Origin of the sequence: Naumannella halotolerans (assembly GCF_004364645.1) — a bacterium.
In the GTDB taxonomy this organism is placed as follows: Bacteria; Actinomycetota; Actinomycetes; order Propionibacteriales; family Propionibacteriaceae; genus Naumannella; species Naumannella halotolerans.
The window spans coordinates 1,880,943-1,898,213 of the sequence record NZ_SOAW01000001.1 but is presented as its reverse complement, the minus strand read 5'-3'; the positions used below and the strand labels follow the sequence as shown (position 1 = coordinate 1,898,213).

Sequence of the window (17,271 nt, the reverse complement as noted above, 5' to 3'; positions counted from 1 at the left end):
GAACACCGCTGGGGTGGCGCCAGATCGATTTTTCGGTGTTTTCGGGGACGATTCGTCGATCGTGGGCCACCTCGGCGGTGTCGTTCGTTCCGGACCGGGATCCCGCCGACGGTCAACCGGTGACGTGGCTGTCCACTAGCGTTGGTCGATGTGAGCGCGACAGACCCCGATTCCCCGCCTACCTCCCCGCGGCCGTTCGTCGTCGGCATCATCGGCGGCGGCCAGTTGGCCCGGATGATGTATCCGGCCGCGATCCGGCTGGGGCTGCAGGTACGGCTGCTCGCCGAGGGCCCGGACGTCAGCGCGGCACAGGTGGTCGGTGATGTCACCGTAGGCGACTACACCGATGCCGAGACGGTGCAGGCCTTCGCGGCCCGCTGCGATGTGATCACCTTCGACCACGAACACGTACCGACCGAGATCCTGCGCTCGCTGGAGCAGGCCGGTACGGCGGTGCGCCCCGGCCCGGATGCGCTGGTGCATGCTCAGGACAAGGCGGTGATGCGGGAGCGGTTGACGGCCATGGGTGCGCCGGTGCCCAGCTGGCAGGTGGTCGCCGACGAGCAGGCCCTGATCGCCTTCGGCGACGCCCACGGCTGGCCGCTGATCGCCAAGACCTCCCGCGGAGGGTACGACGGCAAGGGTGTGTGGAAGCTCGACTCCGCCGCGCAGGCCGCTGAGCCGTTTGCGAACCTGACGCCGGGGGTACGGATCGTCGCCGAGGAGTTCGTACCGTTCGTCCGGGAGTTGAGTGCGCTGGTGGTCCGCTCGCCCTCGGGCCAGGCGGCGGCCTACCCGGTGAGTGAATCGGTGCAGCGCGACGGCATCTGTGTGGAGACCACCACACCGGCCCCCGGACTGACCGAAAAGCAGGCCGTCGGTGCGCAGAAGCTCGCCCTGCAAATCGCCCACGAGCTCGGTGTGGTGGGGGTCCTCGCGGTGGAGCTGATGCAGCGCGAGGACGGTTCGGTGGTGGTCAACGAACTGGCGATGCGCCCCCACAACACCGGCCATTGGTCGATCGACGGGGCAGTCACCTCACAGTTCGAGAACCATCTACGAGCAGTGGTCGACCTGCCGCTCGGTGACCCCCGCGCCCGCGAGCCCTGGACGGTGATGGGTAACATCCTCGGTGGTGACGAACCGGACCTGCCCTCGGCACTGCTGCACTGTTTCGCCCGGGACCGGGACCTGCGGGTCGAGCTGTACGGCAAGCAGGTGCGCCCGGGCCGCAAGGTCGGCCATGTCAATGCCTACGGCGAGGAGCTTGCGTCGGTCCGTCGGCGGGCCCGGCATGCTGCGGGATATCTGATGGGCGACCCGGCCGAACGAGGCTGAGGGGCGCTACTTCGTCGGTCGGCTGTAGGCCTTGTAACCCACGATCGCGGCCGCGAAAAGGGTCAGGAAGCCGCCTGCGTAGAGTGCCCCGGCATAGCTGTCGACCACCCGGCTGAGGCTGGCCAGGACGATGGAGGCGACCAGCAGCAGCGCGGTCGCGATCCAGAGCCCGGGGGATCTGCTCGATCTCACCCGGGCAGACTAACGAGTCGGTACGCGGCAGTGCCCGGTGGGTGACCTGGCGGCCACCCACCGGGCACGGGAATGCCGTCGGCGCGTCCGTCGAGGCGTTCGCGTCCGGTCTCAGCCGGTACGCCGGCCGAGCCAGGTGCCGACTCCGCCGGCGCACATCAGCAGCACCGATGCCGGGACGAGCACACCGAGCAGGGGTGCTCCGGTGTCGGCCAACGGGGGCCGGGCCGATCCGTCACCTGATCCGCCGTCACCTGATCCGCCGTCATCGGACCCGCCGCTACCGGACCCGTCGTCACCCGGTCCGCCGTCACTGTGTTCACCCTCACCGGGGCTCGGCTCGGTCGATCCCGGTGAGCTCGGTTCGGTGGTACCGGTCGGTTCGCTGGTGCTGGTCGGTTCGGTGGTGCCGGTCGGCTCCGGTGTGGGGCTGGGTTCCGTGCTCGGGCTGGGTTCGGGGGTCGGGCTGGGTTCCGGGGTCGGGCTGGGTTCGGGGGTCGGGCTGGGTTCGGGGGTCGGGCTGGGTTCCGGGGTCGGCTGGTCGTCGGACACGACTGCCCGCGCGTCGGCCTGCTCCTGCGCCGATTCACCGCTTCGCAACGGCATCAGCCGGTAGCTGAAGCTGTAGCTCTGGTCGGCCGGAATCTTGTAGGCATCATGGGTCTCCGCGCCCCACGAATCGTCCCCGCCGACCCCCATCTGCCGGTGGTTCAGCCGGAGCACGGTCGAATCCGGGGCGGCCAGATCCTGCCAGTGCCGGGCACCCTGTGCCAGGTCTTCGGGGGTGCGCTCGGTGGCACTGACCTCCAGCAGCGGATCGGCGGCCACCAACAGTCCGTCACCGGCCGAATCGGTGAGGCTTGCCCACCGCACATCGGTTCGGTTGCCACTCTCCTGCGGGCGGATGTACTTCGTCGCGGCCTCCGACACCGGCACCGACCAGGTGCCGACATCGCCGGCGGATCTGCGGTCGGCCATCGTCTCCAACTCACCCCGGCCGAACCAGGAGAAGGTGTCGTAGCGTTCGTCGATCTCCAGCAGCGTGCCGACCTCGGGGATGTAGCTGAGATCCGATCCCGGCTCGACCGTGGAGGCGACGTCCACCTCCCCGGAGCCGAAGACGGTGTAGATGAGTGTCTGTTTCGAGGCACTCGGCGTCGGCAGCGTGCCCTCGATGGTGATCCTGGTGGTCGACGGGTCCCACTGCTCGACCCGCGCCGTCTCCACGCTGAAGTCACGACCGGCATGACGCCACTTCGCACCCTCGGTCATGTAGGAGTTCGCCAGGTCGTTGTCGGTCGGGGAGCGCCAGTAGTTGGGACGCAACCCCTCGGTGATCAACTCGCGACCGTCATGGACCAGCGACTCCAGGCGCCCGGTCGTCTTGTCGATCCCGAGCGAGAACCCTTCGCCGGTCACCGTCACCGCATCGTCGGTGTCGGCGGTGGTGGTCGTCGGCAAAGTCACCGACTCGGGGCCGGTGTGCACCGGCACCTCGTCGGCGAACGCGAGTTGGGACTCGGCGAGGACATGACCGGCCTCGGCCCACAGCTGATCCTCGGTGGTACGTACCGCCACGTCCAGGTGGTACTCGCGGTCGGCCTCCGGCTCGAACCCGTCGAGCGGCAGTTCGAGCTCGCGGCTGCTGCGCGGTGGCGTCAGGAGCTGATCGCCGGACAGTTCTCCCTGGGCGACGGGTTCGCCGTCGCGCAACACCTGCCAGGTCAGTTCGTACTCGGACAGGTCGCTGAAGGCGAACTCATTGGTCAACTCCACCCGGCCGGCGGCGAGATCGACCGCGGTGACATTGACCTGCTGGTACTGCCGGGCCACCTCGGCCAGTTTCGGGGTCTCCTCCCGGTCGGGCAGGACGAGCCCGTCATTCATGAAGTTGCCGTCGGTCGGGTTGTCACCGAAGTCGCCGCCATAGATCAGACCGGTCTCACCATCGCCGCCGTGGGTCTCCACCTCGGCGGTGGCCGCGTCGAACCACAGCACGACACCCCGATCCTGGGGCCCGCGGCTGTCGTCGCTGAGTTCCTCGGCGCTGAGGACACGGTCGTGGACGGCCGCCGAGCTGATGGCGCCGTCGAAGGTACGGTCGTCGTTCTGGGTGTCGATGCCGATGCCCACCGGGTGTCCGGAGGCCGACGGTTGGGCAGTGGTCTGCTTGGTGCCGACGAGTTCACCGTCGATGTAGAGCGACAACAGTGCGTTCTCGGGATCGAACGACCCGGCAACGTGATGGCTGGCCTCGGTCCAGTCCTCGGGCAGGTCGGCGACCGCGGTCACCCAGCCGTCGGCGGCGTTGTGGACGTAGAACTCCAAGCGTTCGCCGGTCTGCTTCAGCGCCCACTGGCTGTCGCCCTTGCCGATGATCGGTCCGTGCTCGGTGGAGCGGCTGGAAGGCTGGACCACTGCCTCCACCGTCACCGGTCCGGTGAGCTGGGTCTGCTCGGCATCGGCGAAGGTCACCGAACCGTCGAGTCGGCCCTCGCGGATGCTCGACTGACCGTTGAACCTGGCCTGCAGGTGATGCGGACCGGTCTCGGTCACCGACTGCCACTGCGGGAGCTCGCCGTAGATCGAATGATCTGCCCATTCCCAGATGAAGCCGCCCTGGAAGCGGGTCGGGTACTCACGTGCCAGGTCCCAGTACTCGTCGAGATTGCCATTCGAGTTGCCCATCGCATGGGAGTACTCGATGGCCAGGAACGGACGCTCGTCGTCGCTGTTCTGCACGTAGTCGGCGATCGAGTCGGGGAAGCTGTACATCCGGGAGTGGAGATCGGAGTGCTCGGGCTGGCTGCCGCCGCCCTCGTACTGGATCGGCCGCAGCGGGTCGTAGTCACGGATCCAGTCGTACATGGCGGTGAAGTTCGAACCGCCGCCGGCCTCGTTGCCGAGTGACCACATGACCACCGAGGCATGGTTCTTGTCCCGCAGCACCATGTTCTGTGCCCGGGCGACGACGTTCTCGGTGAGCTCGGGACGGCTCTGCGGGATGTCGTCCCAGGCGCCATGGGTCTCCAGGTTCGTCTCGTCGAGGACGAAGAGCCCGTACTCGTCGGCGATCTCGTACCACCGTGGTGAGTTGGGGTAGTGGGAGGCGCGGACGAAGTCGATGTTGTTCTGCTTCAGCAGTTCGGCGTCCTTGATCATCTCCTCCTCGGTCACCGCGCGACCGTTGTGCGGTGAGTTCTCATGGCGGTTGACGCCCCGGATGGAGGCCACCTCACCGTTGATCAGGAACACCTCGTTGCCGTCCTCGGCGGTGCCCATCCGGGCCTCGCGCAGCCCGACCCGGTGGGACAGGGTCTCGGTGACCGAACCCTCGGCGTCCAGGAGTTCGATCACCAGGGTGTACAGGTACGGGTCCTCGGCCGACCAGAGCCTGGGCTCGGGGACCGACCTGGACGCCTGCAGGTGCAGATCATCATCGGTGTTCCCGGTGGTCGTACCACCGGTGGTCAGCGGATCCTCCCAGACGGGACGCTCGGCATCGTCGTAGAGCTGGGCACGTACCCCGACGGCGTGCGGGTCCTGTCCGGCGTAGTCGCGGATGTCGACCCCGAGGTCGATCTCGGCGGCGCTGTAGTCCTCGCTGAGCGGGGTGTCGATACGGAAGTCGCGGATGTGGGTGGTCGGTGTCGAGAAGAGGAAGACCGAGCGGAAGATGCCGGAGTAGCGGACGAAGTCCTGGTCCTCCAACCAGGAGCCGTCGGACCAGCGGTAGACCTCGACTGCGAGTTCGTTGGTGCCGGCGCGCAGGTAGTCGCCGATGTTGAACTCCGCAGAGGTGAAGGAGTCCTCCCGGTAGCCGACCCGCTCACCATTCACCCAGACGTAGAAGGCCGATTCGACGCCCTCGAAATGCAGGAAGGTCTCGCGGCCGTCCCAGCCCTCCGGGATCTCGAAGCTGGTGCGGTACTGACCCACCGGGTTGTACTCGGTCGGCGCGGCCGGGTACTCGGGGTTCTCGTTCTTCCCGTTGGCACCCATGAACGGGTAGGTGACGTTGGTGTAGATGGGAAAGTCGTAACCTTCCAGCTGCCAGTGCGAGGGCACCGTGATCTGGTCCCAGTCGCTGGTGTCGGCCTGCCAGAAGTCCTGGATCCGCGAGTCCGGGTTCTCCGACCAGGCGAAGTCCCACTCACCGTCCAGGCTGAGGCGATAGGGCGAGTCGGTGCGGTCGGCGGCGAGTGCCTGCTCGAGGTTGCCGTAGGGCATCAACGTCGAGTGCGCCGGTTCGGAGTTGACCTCGAAGACGTCGGGATTGTTGTTCCACTCCGGATAGGCGGGATCGGCGGCGCCGGCCGAGCCGGCGCCCATGGTCAATGCGATACCGAGTGCGAGGGGGATCGCGCCGATCCGGCCGAGACGGGTGGTCGCAGGGAGGGGGGAATCAGGCATCTGAGACTTCCTTGTCGGAGATGGTTTGGTTCTGTTGAAACTCTCCAGAAGCAAACAATGGGGGGGTATGAAAGGCACAGTACTGAACATCGGAGAGTTGGTCAGCCCTCAACGTGACACTGATCACTATGTGGGACGTCGAGGTGCTCGCGCCACGACCGGTCCCGTTGCGCGACCCGTTCCCGCCCGTGGTCGATCCCGGTCACAGCCGGATGCTGGCGAACCTGTCAACGACCGTCGATCGGGGGCCGGGGCGGCAGGTCCGCGCTAGGGTTCCGGCATGGGTGCTCGCGTCGGGATCGTCATGGGATCGGACTCGGACTGGCCGGTGATGCAGGCCGCCGGACAGGCCGTGGCCGAGTTCGGTATCGACTACGCCGCCGATGTGGTCTCCGCCCACCGGATGCCCGACGCCATGATCGACTACGGCCGGACCGCGCACGAACAGGGCCTCGAGGTGATCATCGCCGGTGCCGGGGGAGCGGCCCATCTGCCGGGGATGCTGGCCGCCGTCACCCCGCTGCCGGTGATCGGTGTCCCGGTACCGCTGAAGTATCTCGACGGAATGGATTCGCTGCTGTCGATCGTACAGATGCCGGCCGGTGTCCCGGTCGCCACGGTGTCGATCGGCAATGCCCGCAATGCAGGTCTGCTGGCGGTGAGGATGCTTGCCATCGGTGATCCGGGACTGACCGCGGCCATGATCGACTTCCAGGACGAGCTGCGGCAGGCAGCCGAGGCCAAGGGCGCGAAGGTACGCGAGCAGCAGTCCTGAGTCCGTGTTCCTCCCCCTGGCTGCAGCCCGCCGGGCGTCACCGGGGCCAGCGCCCCGCCGGCCACTAGGATTCCGACCATGAATGCGATCGGTTCCGGCCTGAGTTGCCTGCTGCGCGGCGCGGGGTGGATCCTGCGCCGACCCAAGCTCTTCGGGCTCGGGGCGATCCCGCCGCTGATCACCTCGGTGCTACTGATCGGGGTCGTGATCAGCATGTTCTTCTGGGTGCCGCCGCTGGCCGATCGACTCACCGGTTTCGCCGCCGGCTGGGCGCCGTGGCTCGACACCACCGTGCAGGTGGTGGCCTCGATCCTGCTCTTCGCCGGCATCCTGGTTGTGCTGGTGGTCGCCTTCTCCTCCCTCACCTTGTTGCTGGGCGGGCCGTTCTACGAGCGGATCGCCGCCGCAGTGGAGACCGAGCTCGGTGGCGCCCCGGCCGGCAGGGCGGTCGAGATCGGCGTCGGGCGTTCGATCGGACAGTCGATCATCGTGGTCGTGCTCAGCCTGCTCGGCACCGTGCTCGCGTTCGTCCTCGGCCTGGTCCCGGCGGTGGGTACGGCCGCCGGACTGGTGGTCAATGCGTTGGTGGGTGGCTGGTTGATCGCGCTCGAACTGGTCGGCCAACCGGCCGCCTCCCGAGGCCTCGGCACGCTCCGGGAACGGAGCGCCATGATGAAAAGCAACCGGCTGGCGGTCTGGGGCTTCGGCGTACCGGCCTTCTGGTTGTTGGCGATCCCGTTCGTCTCGGTGATCGCCTTCCCGGCTGCGGCAGCCGGAGGGGTCTTGCTCACCCGCAAACTGCACGCCGAGCCGTGGACCCTGTCCACCGCATCGGCCGCCGCGGCGCCGAGTCCGGCCCGCCCGCGGGCCTGAACGGCCATGGGCGAGCACCGCTCCCGGCCACGACCGGCCTGGCCGACGGTCGCCCTTGCCGCCGTCGTCGTGGTGATCGCGATCGCCGTCGTCGTGGCTGCGATACGCCCGTCCTCACTGCTCGGTCGGAGGCCGGTCGGGGAGATCCTGGCGGAGATTCCCGACACGACACCCATGGGTCATTGGGTCACCTGGGCGGGGATCTACCGTGACGATTTCAGCAGGCTCGACGCCGACCTGGGACTCGAGCCGATCGACTGGTCGGCTCGCGACCCGGCCGACGGTTTCGTCTGGGTCTGGCAGTACGACGCCTGCACCACCGAGTTGCTCGGGTTCGAACTCGTCGGCGACCGGGTGACTGCCCGGACCCGGGACCTGAACCGCGAGTGCTACCGCTCGCAGGTGAGTGTCCGCGTCGTCTGGCTCGACTGGGAGACCCTGCCCGACCCGGTGGTCGTCGGGACCGAGGTCGTGCACCGATGAGTGCTTAGCGTACGCTAAGCCGGGTGAGTGATTTCAGCGAGATGTACCGCCCGAGTGAGGACCACGAGGCTTTCCGCGAGGCCGTGCGGGAGATCTGCGATGCCAAGGTGGCGCCGAACGCCGCCGAGGTCGACGAGAACGCCGAGTTCCCGCAGGCCTCCTATGACGCCTTGCGCAAGGCCGACTTCCATGCCCCGCACATTCCGGAGGAGTACGGGGGCGTCGGCGCCGACGCCCTGGCCACCGTGATCGTGATCGAGGAGGTGGCCCGTGCCTGCGTCTCCAGTTCGCTGATCCCGGCGGTCAACAAGCTGGGGACCATGCCGCTGCTGATCAGTGCCTCGGAGGAACTGAAGAAGACCGTGCTGCCGCCGGTGGCTGCCGGTGAGGCGATGTTCTCCTACTGCCTGTCCGAGCCCGAGGCCGGATCCGATGCTGCCTCGATGACCACCCGGGCCACCCGCAGCGGTGACGGGTGGGAGCTCAACGGGGTGAAGCGGTGGATCACCAATGCCGGTGAATCGGGGTACTACACCGTCTTCGCCGTCACCGATCCCGACGCACGCTCCCGTGGCATCAGCGCCTTCGTCGTCGCCAAGTCCGACGAAGGGGTCAGCTTCGGCGCCCCGGAGAAGAAGCTCGGGATCAAGGGATCGCCGACCCGGGAGGTCTACCTCGACAAGGTCTTCGTCGGTGACGACAGGCTGATCGGTGAGCCCGGAACCGGTTTCGGTACCGCCATGAAGACCCTCGACCACACCCGGGTGACGATCGCCGCCCAGGCCATCGGCGTCGCCCAGGGCGCTCTCGACTACGCCCTCGGCTATGTCCAGGAACGCAAGCAGTTCGGCAAGGCGATCGCCGACTTCCAGGGACTGCAGTTCATGATCGCCGACATGGGCATGAAGCTGGAGGCGGCCCGGCAGCTGACCTACGTCGCCGCCGCCAAGTCCGAGCGCAAGGATGCCGACCTGACCTACTTCGGCGCCGCGGCCAAGTGCTTCGCCTCCGATGTGGCGATGGAGATCACCACCGACGCGGTGCAGTTGCTGGGAGGTTACGGCTACACCAAGGACTACCCGGTCGAGCGGATGATGCGCGATGCCAAGATCACCCAGATCTACGAGGGGACGAACCAGGTGCAGCGGATCGTGATGGCCCGGCAGTTGTTGGCAGGTCTGCCGAAGGTCTGAGGCGCCGGCGGGCCGGCGTCATTCCTTGAACTGTTCCAGCTCGGCGGTGTCACCGTCGGCGATCGCCTCGAACATCACCTGCGCCTGCTCGTCGTCCCACAGCACCGCCGAGGCACCACCGGAGGTGCGGTAGTCGGGATCGCTGATCGGTACGATCAGCGTCAGTCCGTCACCGGTGGTGCCGAGCAGCGCGGCACCCAGCAGGCCGATGCCGAACGGGCCGGCGTCCTCATCGACACCGAAGGAGCCGGCAGCAGCCATGTTCACGCCCCACCAGCGCAACGGGTTGATCAAGGTCAGCGGAGAGACGACCTTGCGGGCGATCTTGCCCAGCACCTCGCGCTGCCGGGCAGTCCGGCCGAGATCGCCGGTCGGGTCCTCGTACCGGGTACGGACATAGCCCAGGGCGGTGGCGCCGTCGGCCTCCTGGCAGCCGGCCTCGATGTCCAGACCGGCCTTCGGATCCTCGATCGCATCCTCGGGGCAGATCTCGATGCCGCCGACGGCGTCGACCATGCCGGCGAAGCCGCTGAACCCGATCTCACCGAAGTGGTCCACGCGTAGGCCGGTGTTGTGCTCGATCGTCTCCACCAGCAACGGCGCACCGCCGATGGCGAAGGCGGCGTTGATCTTGTTGTTCCCGTGCCCGGGGATCTCCACCCAGGAGTCGCGGGGGACCGAGATCAGTGCCGGATCGCCGAAGGTGGGCCGGTACAGCAGCATGATCGTGTCGGTCCGCTGGCCCTCGCTGTCACCGGTGCTGAGCTCTGCCTTCTCCTCCTCGCTGAGGTCGTCGCGGCTGTCGGAGCCGATCAGCACCCACAAGGTGCCGGGTTGATCGGCCGGACGCTCACCGTCGGGCATGGCCTCGATCCGGATGGTCTGGGTCCAGGCGTACAGCGGCGTACCGATCAGGAAGGCCAGCCAGGCCACCAGCAACATCAGGATCGTCCGCCGAACAGGATGCCTTCCGCGGCGTTTGCGCGGTCTCGGCGCGGAAGCCGGTGGGGCCGGTGGGGGTGGGGGTTGTGCCGGCGGCGGGGCCGCCGGTCGGGTCGGTCGGGCGGGGCGGGCCGCAGCCTCCGACGGTAGGCCCGAGCGGGTCCGGGAGCGCGCCGGGTCACCGGGATCGGAGAAGGAGGCACGCCGTCGCCCGGGTTCCTCGCCGAAGGAAGCCCGTCGATGTCCCTCGGAGGATCGGTCCGGCTCGCGCCCGGAATCGGCGTCCAGGCGGGTGGCATCGTCCTGGTCGTCTCGACGATAGAGCCAGTCGAGATTCCTCGGATCCTCGTCACGCGGGTTGCCTGCCATGGGCCCAAAGGTAGCCGCCACGGGCATGGGGCGCCGCTTCCAGTGCCGCCGCGGACCGGGTTCGAGACCATGGCCCGACTCGGCCGGGTTGTCGCAGATTGTGCCTGGCCGCGGCGAAGAAGCCGCCGACCAGGGTGACCGCCACCAGGCCGAGCGGCGGGATGCCGCGCTGGGCGAGGAACATCGCCGGGATGGTGGTGATACCGGCGTGGCAGCAGGTGCAGCCCGTGGTCGGACTTCCATACTGAGTCCCAGTGTCTCTCGCCCGGACACTGTCTTCCCCAGACCTGAGAGGCGGAGCGTGAGCATTTCCGAGAGTCGTCCGCGGACCTCTGCGCGGTCCACTTACCGCGAACGTCGAACCCCCGTCGGCCGCCCGCCCAGCAGTCAGGCCGAGGCCGTCACCGAGCGTCTGCGCCTACGTCGAGGTCTCGGCCGGTTGCTGGCGACCCTTCTCGTGCCCGGTTCGGCCCAGTTGGTCGCCGGTGAGCGACGGCTGGGCCTGTTGGCCATCCGTTGCTGGCTGGGGATGCTCGCGCTGATCGCGCTGCTGCTCGTCGGGCTGACCCTGTTCCGGGGCACGACTGTGGCCATCATCGCCTTCTGGCCGGTGACCGCTCTGCTCTGCCTGCTGGTCGTCGCCGCCGGTTTCGGCTGGGCTCTCCTGTTCGCCGACGCCTGGCGGATCTCGCGTCCGCCGGAACTGGCGCGCAAACACCGACCCGGTTTCGCCCTGCTCGGGCTGGTGCTGATCCTCGCCTGTATGGTCGGCTCGATCGGCACCGCCCGTACCGTCTGGGCGCAGGGTGCGTTGCTGTCCTCGGTCTTCGCCGGTGGTGGTCAGGTCGAGCACAGTGCGGGCCGGATCAACGTCATGTTGCTGGGTGCCGACAACGGTGACGACCGGGTGGGGTTGCGACCGGATTCGATCAGCGTGGCCAGCATCGATGCCGAGACCGGCCGTTCGGTGCTGATCTCGATCCCGCGGAACCTGCAGGGGGCCCCGTTCCCGGATTCCTCACCGCTGAAGCAGTTCTATCCCAACGGCTTCGAGTGCGCCGAAGAACAATGCATGATCAACGGCATCTACACCGAGGCCACCGAGGTCCATCCCGGTCTCTACGACGAGTCCAAGGGCGATCCCGGTCTGCAGGCCATGCGGGAAGTGGTCGGGGAACTGGTCGGTCTGCAGATCAACTACTACGCGATGGTCGATCTGGCCGGGTTCGAGAACCTGGTCGACGCCGTCGGCGGCATCCGACTCAATCTGAACAAGGCCGTCCCGGTGGGCGGTGGCGCAGCCCCGATCAGCCGCTACATCGAGCCGGGGGAGAACATCACGCTGAACGGTGAGGATGCCTTGTGGGTGGCCCGGTCGCGGGCGGAGAGCAGTGACTACGAACGGATGGAACGGCAGAAGTGCGTGATGAACGCGATGCTGAAGCAGCTGGACCCGCTGACCGTGGTCACCCGGTTCACCGACATCGCCAATGCCGGACAGGGAATCGTGCACACCGACATCCCGACCGCCGAGGTGAACAACATGGCCGAGCTGGCGCTGAAGGCCCGTGACCACGATCTGCAGACCCTCGCCCTGGTCCCGCCGAAGGTGACCCCGGCCGATCCGGACCTGCCGGCCATCCGGACCCTGGTCGCCGACGAGATCGCCAAGGCCGAGGCGGCCGATCAGCCTGCCACCCCGGCACCGGCCGAGGGCGGAAGCGAGGCGCCGGAGGCGGAATCGGCCGAGCCCGAGTCGACCCCGGCCGAGCCGGAATCGAGCGAGCCCGACAGTTCGGACAGCTCGGGGTCGGACAGCGCGGGATCGGAAGGCTCGGGGTCGGACAGCTCGGGGTCGGACAGCGCGGGATCGGAAGGCTCGGGGTCGGACAGCTCGGGGTCGGAAGGCTCGGAGGCCGAACAGAGCAGCGACAGCTCGGCCGGCGATGCCTCGACCGAGCCCGAGGAGTCCGAGAGCGAGCCGGTCTGCTCGGTGGCCTGATCCCCGCACCGCGTCGGTGGCGACCGGGGCCGGCCGAGGGCGATCCTCCTCCCCGTGACCGGTCAGACCGTCGGGTCGGTCAGATCGTCGGGTGAGGGCAGCTCGCCGGATGCGGTCAGTCGCTGCGGATGCCCTCGGAGCGAGTGATCGTTGCCAGTTCGGCATCGCTCACCGTGCCGCTGACCAACACCGCCGACCCGCCGCCGAGCAGGGGGCTCAACAACCCCTGGCGCAGCGCCGTCCACGCATCGGTCGGGGTGGTGAGTAGTCCCACCCGGGTGGTGGGGGTCAGGTCGTCCAGCAACCCGGCGACCGTGACCTCCCCGCGCCGGTCGAGCCAGGCGGGACGCTCCGGGTCGACGGGTGCGGCCTGATGCACATCCGGTTGCGGACGTACCTCGTCGCTGAAGTCGAGCACCCCCGGCGCCACCGGGCCGGGCATGGCGAACGGATGCAGTGAGCACCCGATCACGAACTCCGCCCCGCCGGCGGTGATGGTCGGCCCGCCGACCCGTACCGCCGCCTCGGCAGCCGGTACCGGGGTGACCGGCAGACCTGCCTGCCAGGCGGCCATCCACCAGACGAAGGTCATCCAGTGGGCAGGTTCGGTGAGTGCCAGTTCGATGGCCAGCAGGGACTCGCCCGTACCGTCGAGATCGGTCAGGTCCTCCTCGTCCAGCCAGTTCACGGTCTTGTCCACCCAGTTGGCGAAGCTGGCTGCGGACAGCTCGGTGCGGGCACCGTCGCGGTACTGGGTCAACAACGGTCGGGCACCGTCGTGGCGGACACGCTCGGCGAGCAGATCGACAGGTGTGGGCACCCGGCCAGCCTACGGGGCCGGGCGTGGGTGCGACGGCGGCAATTCGTGCCGCTGCCGAAGCGTTTGTACCTACCGGCTCCGGCACTGCCCTACGCTGGCGACCATGCGTTATGTGGTGATCATGGCCGGAGGTTCGGGAAAGCGTCTGTGGCCGCTGTCGCGGCAGGGGACTCCCAAACAGTTGCTGCGCCTGATCGGTGACTCCTCACTCCTGCGACTGGCCTACGAGCGGGTCCGCGGCACCGTGCCCGATGAGCACATCCTGGTCTGCACCGGCGCGAAGTACCAGCAGGAGGTACGCAAGGAGATCCCCGAGCTCGGTGAGGACCAGATCCTCGGTGAGCCCGAGGGGCGCGACTCGTTGAACGCGGTCGCCTGGCCGGCGGCCGTCCTGGCCCACGCGGACCCCGACGCCGTGGTGGCGATGGTCACCGCCGATCAGGTGATGCAACCGGTGGAGGTCTTCCAGCAGGCCCTGGCGACGGCCTTCGAGGCAGCCGAGACCGATCCTTCGGCGATGGTCACCTTCGGGGTCGTCCCGACCTCACCGCACACCGGGTACGGCTACCTCAAGCGCGGCGAGGAGGTGGGGGAGGTCCCCGGTGTGTACGCCGTCACCGGCTTCCGGGAGAAGCCGGACCTGCCGACTGCCAAGCGGTACCTGGCCACCGGCGACTACTGGTGGAACTCGGGGATGTTCGTCTGGCGCGCGCAGACCCTGCTGGACCAACTGCAGCGGCTGGTTCCCGACTGTCATCAATTGGTCACCAGGATCGCCGCCCAGCCCGAACTGCTGGAGGAACTGTTCCGGAAGCTGCCGAAGATCAGCGTCGACTACGCAGTGATGGAGCCGGTCGCCGGCGGCCGCGGCAGCGCGCATGTGGTGGCGGTGCCGCTGCCGGTGACCTGGCAGGACGTGGGCGGGTACTCGGCGCTGGCCGAACACCTGCCGAGCGACGACCAGGGCAACAGTGTCGACGGCCGGGCGCTGCTGGTCGATGCCCATGACAACGTGGTGATCAACCGGGCCGCTGACGAGTCGCTGATCGCCGTCTTCGGGCTCTCCGACGTGGTCGTGGTGCACAGCGGTGACGCCCTGCTGGTCTGTCCGGCCTCGGAGTCGGAGCGGATCAAGGATCTGGTCGCACAGGTGGAGGCCCGGGCCTCGCAGTTCGCCTGAGGTCCGCCCCGCCGATCAGGCGATGGTCGCCAGGATCCGGCGCAGGGTGGATTCCTCGCCGTCGAGCACTGCCAGGGTCGAGTCGATCAGCTCCTCGCCGTCGAGCTCGACCAGCCGGGGGTAGTCCGCGGTCCGGTCCCAGGCATCCAGCAGCGCCCACAGCACGGCCTCCCGGGTGCCCCGGGCGAACATGTCCGAAGCCTGGTCCCGCTGCAGTTGTGCGGCCGGTTCCTCGGCGTCGACGACCAGCTCGGGCAGGCCACGGATGACGGCCACCGGACATTGGCGAAGCTTGCCCTTCACCAGATCCGCGGCGGCGGCGAGTTCGTCGGCCACCGCCATCTGGGTCACCACCAGGTCGTTGCCGTAATCGTCGGTCTGCCCGGCATAACCCAGGCTGGTACGCACCCCGCTGGCGCCGATCGCCTGATCGGTCTGGCCGATCCGCCAGGCCCTGCCGGCGGTGTCGGTGATCAACACCCCGACCCGGCGCCCGGAGCCGGCCAGGAGTTCTGCGCGCAATCGCGCCGCACTGGCGTCGGGGTCGATCGGCAGCAACAGGATGGAACCGGCGGCCACATTGGAGCTGTCGATCCCGGCGGCGGCCTGCACGATGCCCTGGCGGTTGCGGACGATCCGTACCCGATCCCGCCGGGCGACGGTCTCGACGGTCTCCTCGGTCAGTGCCCGGGCCGCCTGGGAGGACTCGCGGAAGCGTCCCTCGGATTTGCTGATGATCTTGGAGGTGACGCAGACGATGTCCCCGTCGCGCAGGCCACCGGCATCGGCCAGTGCCCGGAGCAGGATCGGTGCGAGTTGATCACCGGCGGAGATCTCGCCGATCCCCTCGGGGGCGAAGATCTCGATCATCAGGCGGCCGGCCGGTTCCGGGTGACGAAGTCGGCGCCGGCCCGGACGAACTGCGCGGTCAGCTCCGGGTCGGTCATCAGCAGCGGATGGGCGAGGGTGGGCAGGCCGACCGCGCGCAGTTCGTCCACCGTGGCGGCATCGGCGGTGTCGACCAACCAGCCGTCCAGGATGCCGGTCCTGGACCGAGCCCCGTAATGCGCGCCGACACCGGCTGCACTCACCTCCACCCCGATCGCCGGCAACAACTTGTGCGCCATCCCCAGGATCGGGGAGCCGCCGAGGATCCCGGAGAAGCCGAGGACCGCTGCCTCGGTGGTACCGATGGCGCCCCGGATGCCCGGCACGGCCAGGATCGGACCGATCGAGACCACCGGGTTGCTCGGTGCCAGCAGTACCAGCTCGGAGTCGGTGATCGCCTCGATCACTCCCGGGCCCGGGCGGGCGTCCTCGATCCCGAGTTGCACGATCTGGCGTACCTCGGGCTCGGCGTGGTGGCGTACCCAGTACTCCTGGAAGTGGATCGCCCGCTGGCCGGCCGGGGTGTCGGGGTCGGTGATCACCACCTGGGTCTCCACCCGATCATCGGTCATCGGCAGCACCCGGACCCCCGGCAGCTCGGCCAGCCAGCGGTCTGCCAGCACCTGGGTCACCTCGCTGAGCGAATAGCCGTTGTCGAGCAGCTGGGTGCGCACGAGGTGGGTGGCGATGTCCCGATCGCCCAGGCCGAACCACCGGGGCTCGGCGCCGTAGGCAGTGAACTCCTCGGCGATCGACCAGGTCTCCTCGCGCCGGCCCCAGCCCTTCTCGGGGTCGATTCCCCCGCCCAGGGTGTAGAGCATGGTGTCGATGTCGGGGCAGATCCGCAGACCGTGCAGGGTGATGTCGTCGGCGGTGTTGGCGATCACCGTGATCGACGCCTCCGGCCAGGCCTGCCGCACCCCGCGGACGAAGCGGGATCCGCCGACCCCGCCGGCCAGCACGGTGATGGATCGCGGTGCAGAGGGTTCGGGAACTGGTGCCACGCTCCCATCTTGGCATCTGCCGACTCCGGGGATCGACTTTCCGGATCGGCGAGCGACGGGGGCGTACCGGGTGCGGCGCGGGATGTCCCGCCTGTGGAAAACGCCGGTGTGTCGTGCCTGCCGGATCGAGGATCCCCGACCTACTCTGAGTGCATCGAGCCGGCGGGTCGTCCCAGACCGGTCGGCCGAGCGAACGAACGGAGCAGGAATGGGGCGTTGGTCCGGTCCGAGGTGGCCGGGTGACCGACATCGCCGCTGCATGCCACCGCACGGATCGCCCGATGGTCGGCCGAACAGACCGTCCGACGAAGCGCCGCGGCAGCCGGCGATGGTCGGAGTCGGCACCGGTGGCGGCAGGACGATCTCGAACCGCGCTGGGGGTACCCACGAGTAGGTTTGCGGCAGGATCGGCGGTCGTAGCTTGTCGTACCGCTTGACTTAATGGACTTACAGGCATGTAATTTCAGGCAGGAACCGGGCTCGAGCCGGTTCGGGTCGAGGAGGAAACATGCTGGAGCTTCACGTGGGTGAACCCGCGGAGGATGACGAGGGGATCCTGGGTTGGCAGGAGCGTGCCCTGTGCGCGCAGACCGATCCGGAGGCCTTCTTCCCCGAGAAGGGCGGTTCCACACGAGAGGCGAAGAAGGTCTGTCTCTCCTGCGATGTCCGCAGCGAGTGCCTGGAGTACGCGCTGGCCAATGACGAGCGCTTCGGCATCTGGGGCGGTCTCAGCGAACGTGAACGCCGCAAGCTGAAGAAGCGAGCCGTCTGAGTCCTTCCCCGGGCTGTCTGAGAAGAT

At 68.3% G+C, this 17,271-nt stretch carries 14 protein-coding genes; 8 read left to right on the top strand and 6 right to left on the bottom strand.

What is annotated here, in order from left to right; genetic code table 11:
• Window positions 1-150: 150 nt before the first annotated feature.
• A complete protein-coding gene (locus CLV29_RS08795; RefSeq protein ID WP_279586463.1) occupies window positions 151-1,338 on the top strand; it encodes a 5-(carboxyamino)imidazole ribonucleotide synthase in 1,188 nt (395 codons plus the stop codon).
• Window positions 1,339-1,344: 6 nt separating this feature from the next.
• On the opposite strand, the gene CLV29_RS08790 is transcribed toward CLV29_RS08795, so the two are convergent.
• Window positions 1,345-1,530 carry a hypothetical protein gene (locus CLV29_RS08790; protein WP_133754534.1) on the bottom strand — a complete coding sequence of 62 codons (186 nt, stop codon included), beginning with the start codon at window positions 1,528-1,530 and terminating at the stop codon, window positions 1,345-1,347.
• A 111-nt stretch (window positions 1,531-1,641) separates the two neighbouring features.
• Window positions 1,642-5,943: a glycoside hydrolase family 2 TIM barrel-domain containing protein gene (locus CLV29_RS08785; protein WP_166649186.1), complete on the bottom strand. Its 4,302-nt coding sequence runs from the start codon at window positions 5,941-5,943 to the stop codon at window positions 1,642-1,644.
• Window positions 5,944-6,223: 280 nt separating this feature from the next.
• On the opposite strand from CLV29_RS08785, the gene purE reads away from it, so the two are divergent.
• The 4 genes from purE to CLV29_RS08765 all read left to right on the top strand — a co-directional run bounded on the left by purE (window position 6,224) and on the right by CLV29_RS08765 (window position 9,267).
• Window positions 6,224-6,718 (top strand): 5-(carboxyamino)imidazole ribonucleotide mutase, encoded by a 495-nt coding sequence (gene purE, locus CLV29_RS08780; RefSeq protein ID WP_133754532.1) that lies wholly within the window; start codon window positions 6,224-6,226, stop codon window positions 6,716-6,718.
• Between the two features lie 78 nt (window positions 6,719-6,796).
• Window positions 6,797-7,591 (top strand): EI24 domain-containing protein, encoded by a 795-nt coding sequence (locus CLV29_RS08775; protein ID WP_133754531.1) that lies wholly within the window; start codon window positions 6,797-6,799, stop codon window positions 7,589-7,591.
• A 6-nt stretch (window positions 7,592-7,597) separates the two neighbouring features.
• Window positions 7,598-8,074, top strand: coding sequence for a hypothetical protein (locus tag CLV29_RS08770; RefSeq protein WP_133754530.1), 477 nt, complete (start codon window positions 7,598-7,600; stop codon window positions 8,072-8,074).
• A gap of 41 nt (window positions 8,075-8,115) precedes the next feature.
• The gene (locus CLV29_RS08765; protein WP_133755128.1) at window positions 8,116-9,267 is read left to right on the top strand and encodes an acyl-CoA dehydrogenase family protein; all 1,152 of its coding nucleotides are present in this window, start codon (window positions 8,116-8,118) and stop codon (window positions 9,265-9,267) included.
• Window positions 9,268-9,285: 18 nt separating this feature from the next.
• On the opposite strand, the gene CLV29_RS08760 is transcribed toward CLV29_RS08765, so the two are convergent.
• On the bottom strand, window positions 9,286-10,209 hold the full coding sequence (locus CLV29_RS08760) for an LCP family protein (RefSeq protein ID WP_133754529.1): 924 nt from the start codon (window positions 10,207-10,209) through the stop codon (window positions 9,286-9,288).
• A 670-nt stretch (window positions 10,210-10,879) separates the two neighbouring features.
• Between CLV29_RS08760 and CLV29_RS08750 the strand changes: the two genes are divergently transcribed.
• Window positions 10,880-12,580: an LCP family protein gene (locus CLV29_RS08750; protein ID WP_133754528.1), complete on the top strand. Its 1,701-nt coding sequence runs from the start codon at window positions 10,880-10,882 to the stop codon at window positions 12,578-12,580.
• Between the two features lie 115 nt (window positions 12,581-12,695).
• On the opposite strand, the gene CLV29_RS08745 is transcribed toward CLV29_RS08750, so the two are convergent.
• Window positions 12,696-13,400 (bottom strand): TIGR03089 family protein, encoded by a 705-nt coding sequence (locus CLV29_RS08745; protein WP_133754527.1) that lies wholly within the window; start codon window positions 13,398-13,400, stop codon window positions 12,696-12,698.
• A 103-nt stretch (window positions 13,401-13,503) separates the two neighbouring features.
• Here CLV29_RS08745 and CLV29_RS08740 point away from each other — a divergent pair, with 103 nt between their 5' ends.
• Complete coding sequence (locus CLV29_RS08740; protein ID WP_133754526.1) at window positions 13,504-14,580, top strand: mannose-1-phosphate guanylyltransferase; 1,077 nt, start codon at window positions 13,504-13,506, stop codon at window positions 14,578-14,580.
• Window positions 14,581-14,595: 15 nt separating this feature from the next.
• Here CLV29_RS08740 and cofE read toward each other — a convergent pair whose 3' ends face one another.
• A complete protein-coding gene (gene cofE, locus CLV29_RS08735) occupies window positions 14,596-15,450 on the bottom strand; it encodes a coenzyme F420-0:L-glutamate ligase (RefSeq protein ID WP_133754525.1) in 855 nt (284 codons plus the stop codon).
• Entirely contained in the window at window positions 15,450-16,472 is a 1,023-nt protein-coding gene (gene cofD, locus CLV29_RS08730; protein WP_243831801.1) for a 2-phospho-L-lactate transferase, read from the bottom strand. Before cofD ends, cofE begins: the two co-directional genes overlap by 1 nt.
• A gap of 508 nt (window positions 16,473-16,980) precedes the next feature.
• On the opposite strand from cofD, the gene CLV29_RS08725 reads away from it, so the two are divergent.
• Window positions 16,981-17,244 (top strand): WhiB family transcriptional regulator, encoded by a 264-nt coding sequence (locus CLV29_RS08725; RefSeq protein WP_133754523.1) that lies wholly within the window; start codon window positions 16,981-16,983, stop codon window positions 17,242-17,244.
• The last annotated feature ends 27 nt before the right edge of the window (window positions 17,245-17,271 follow it).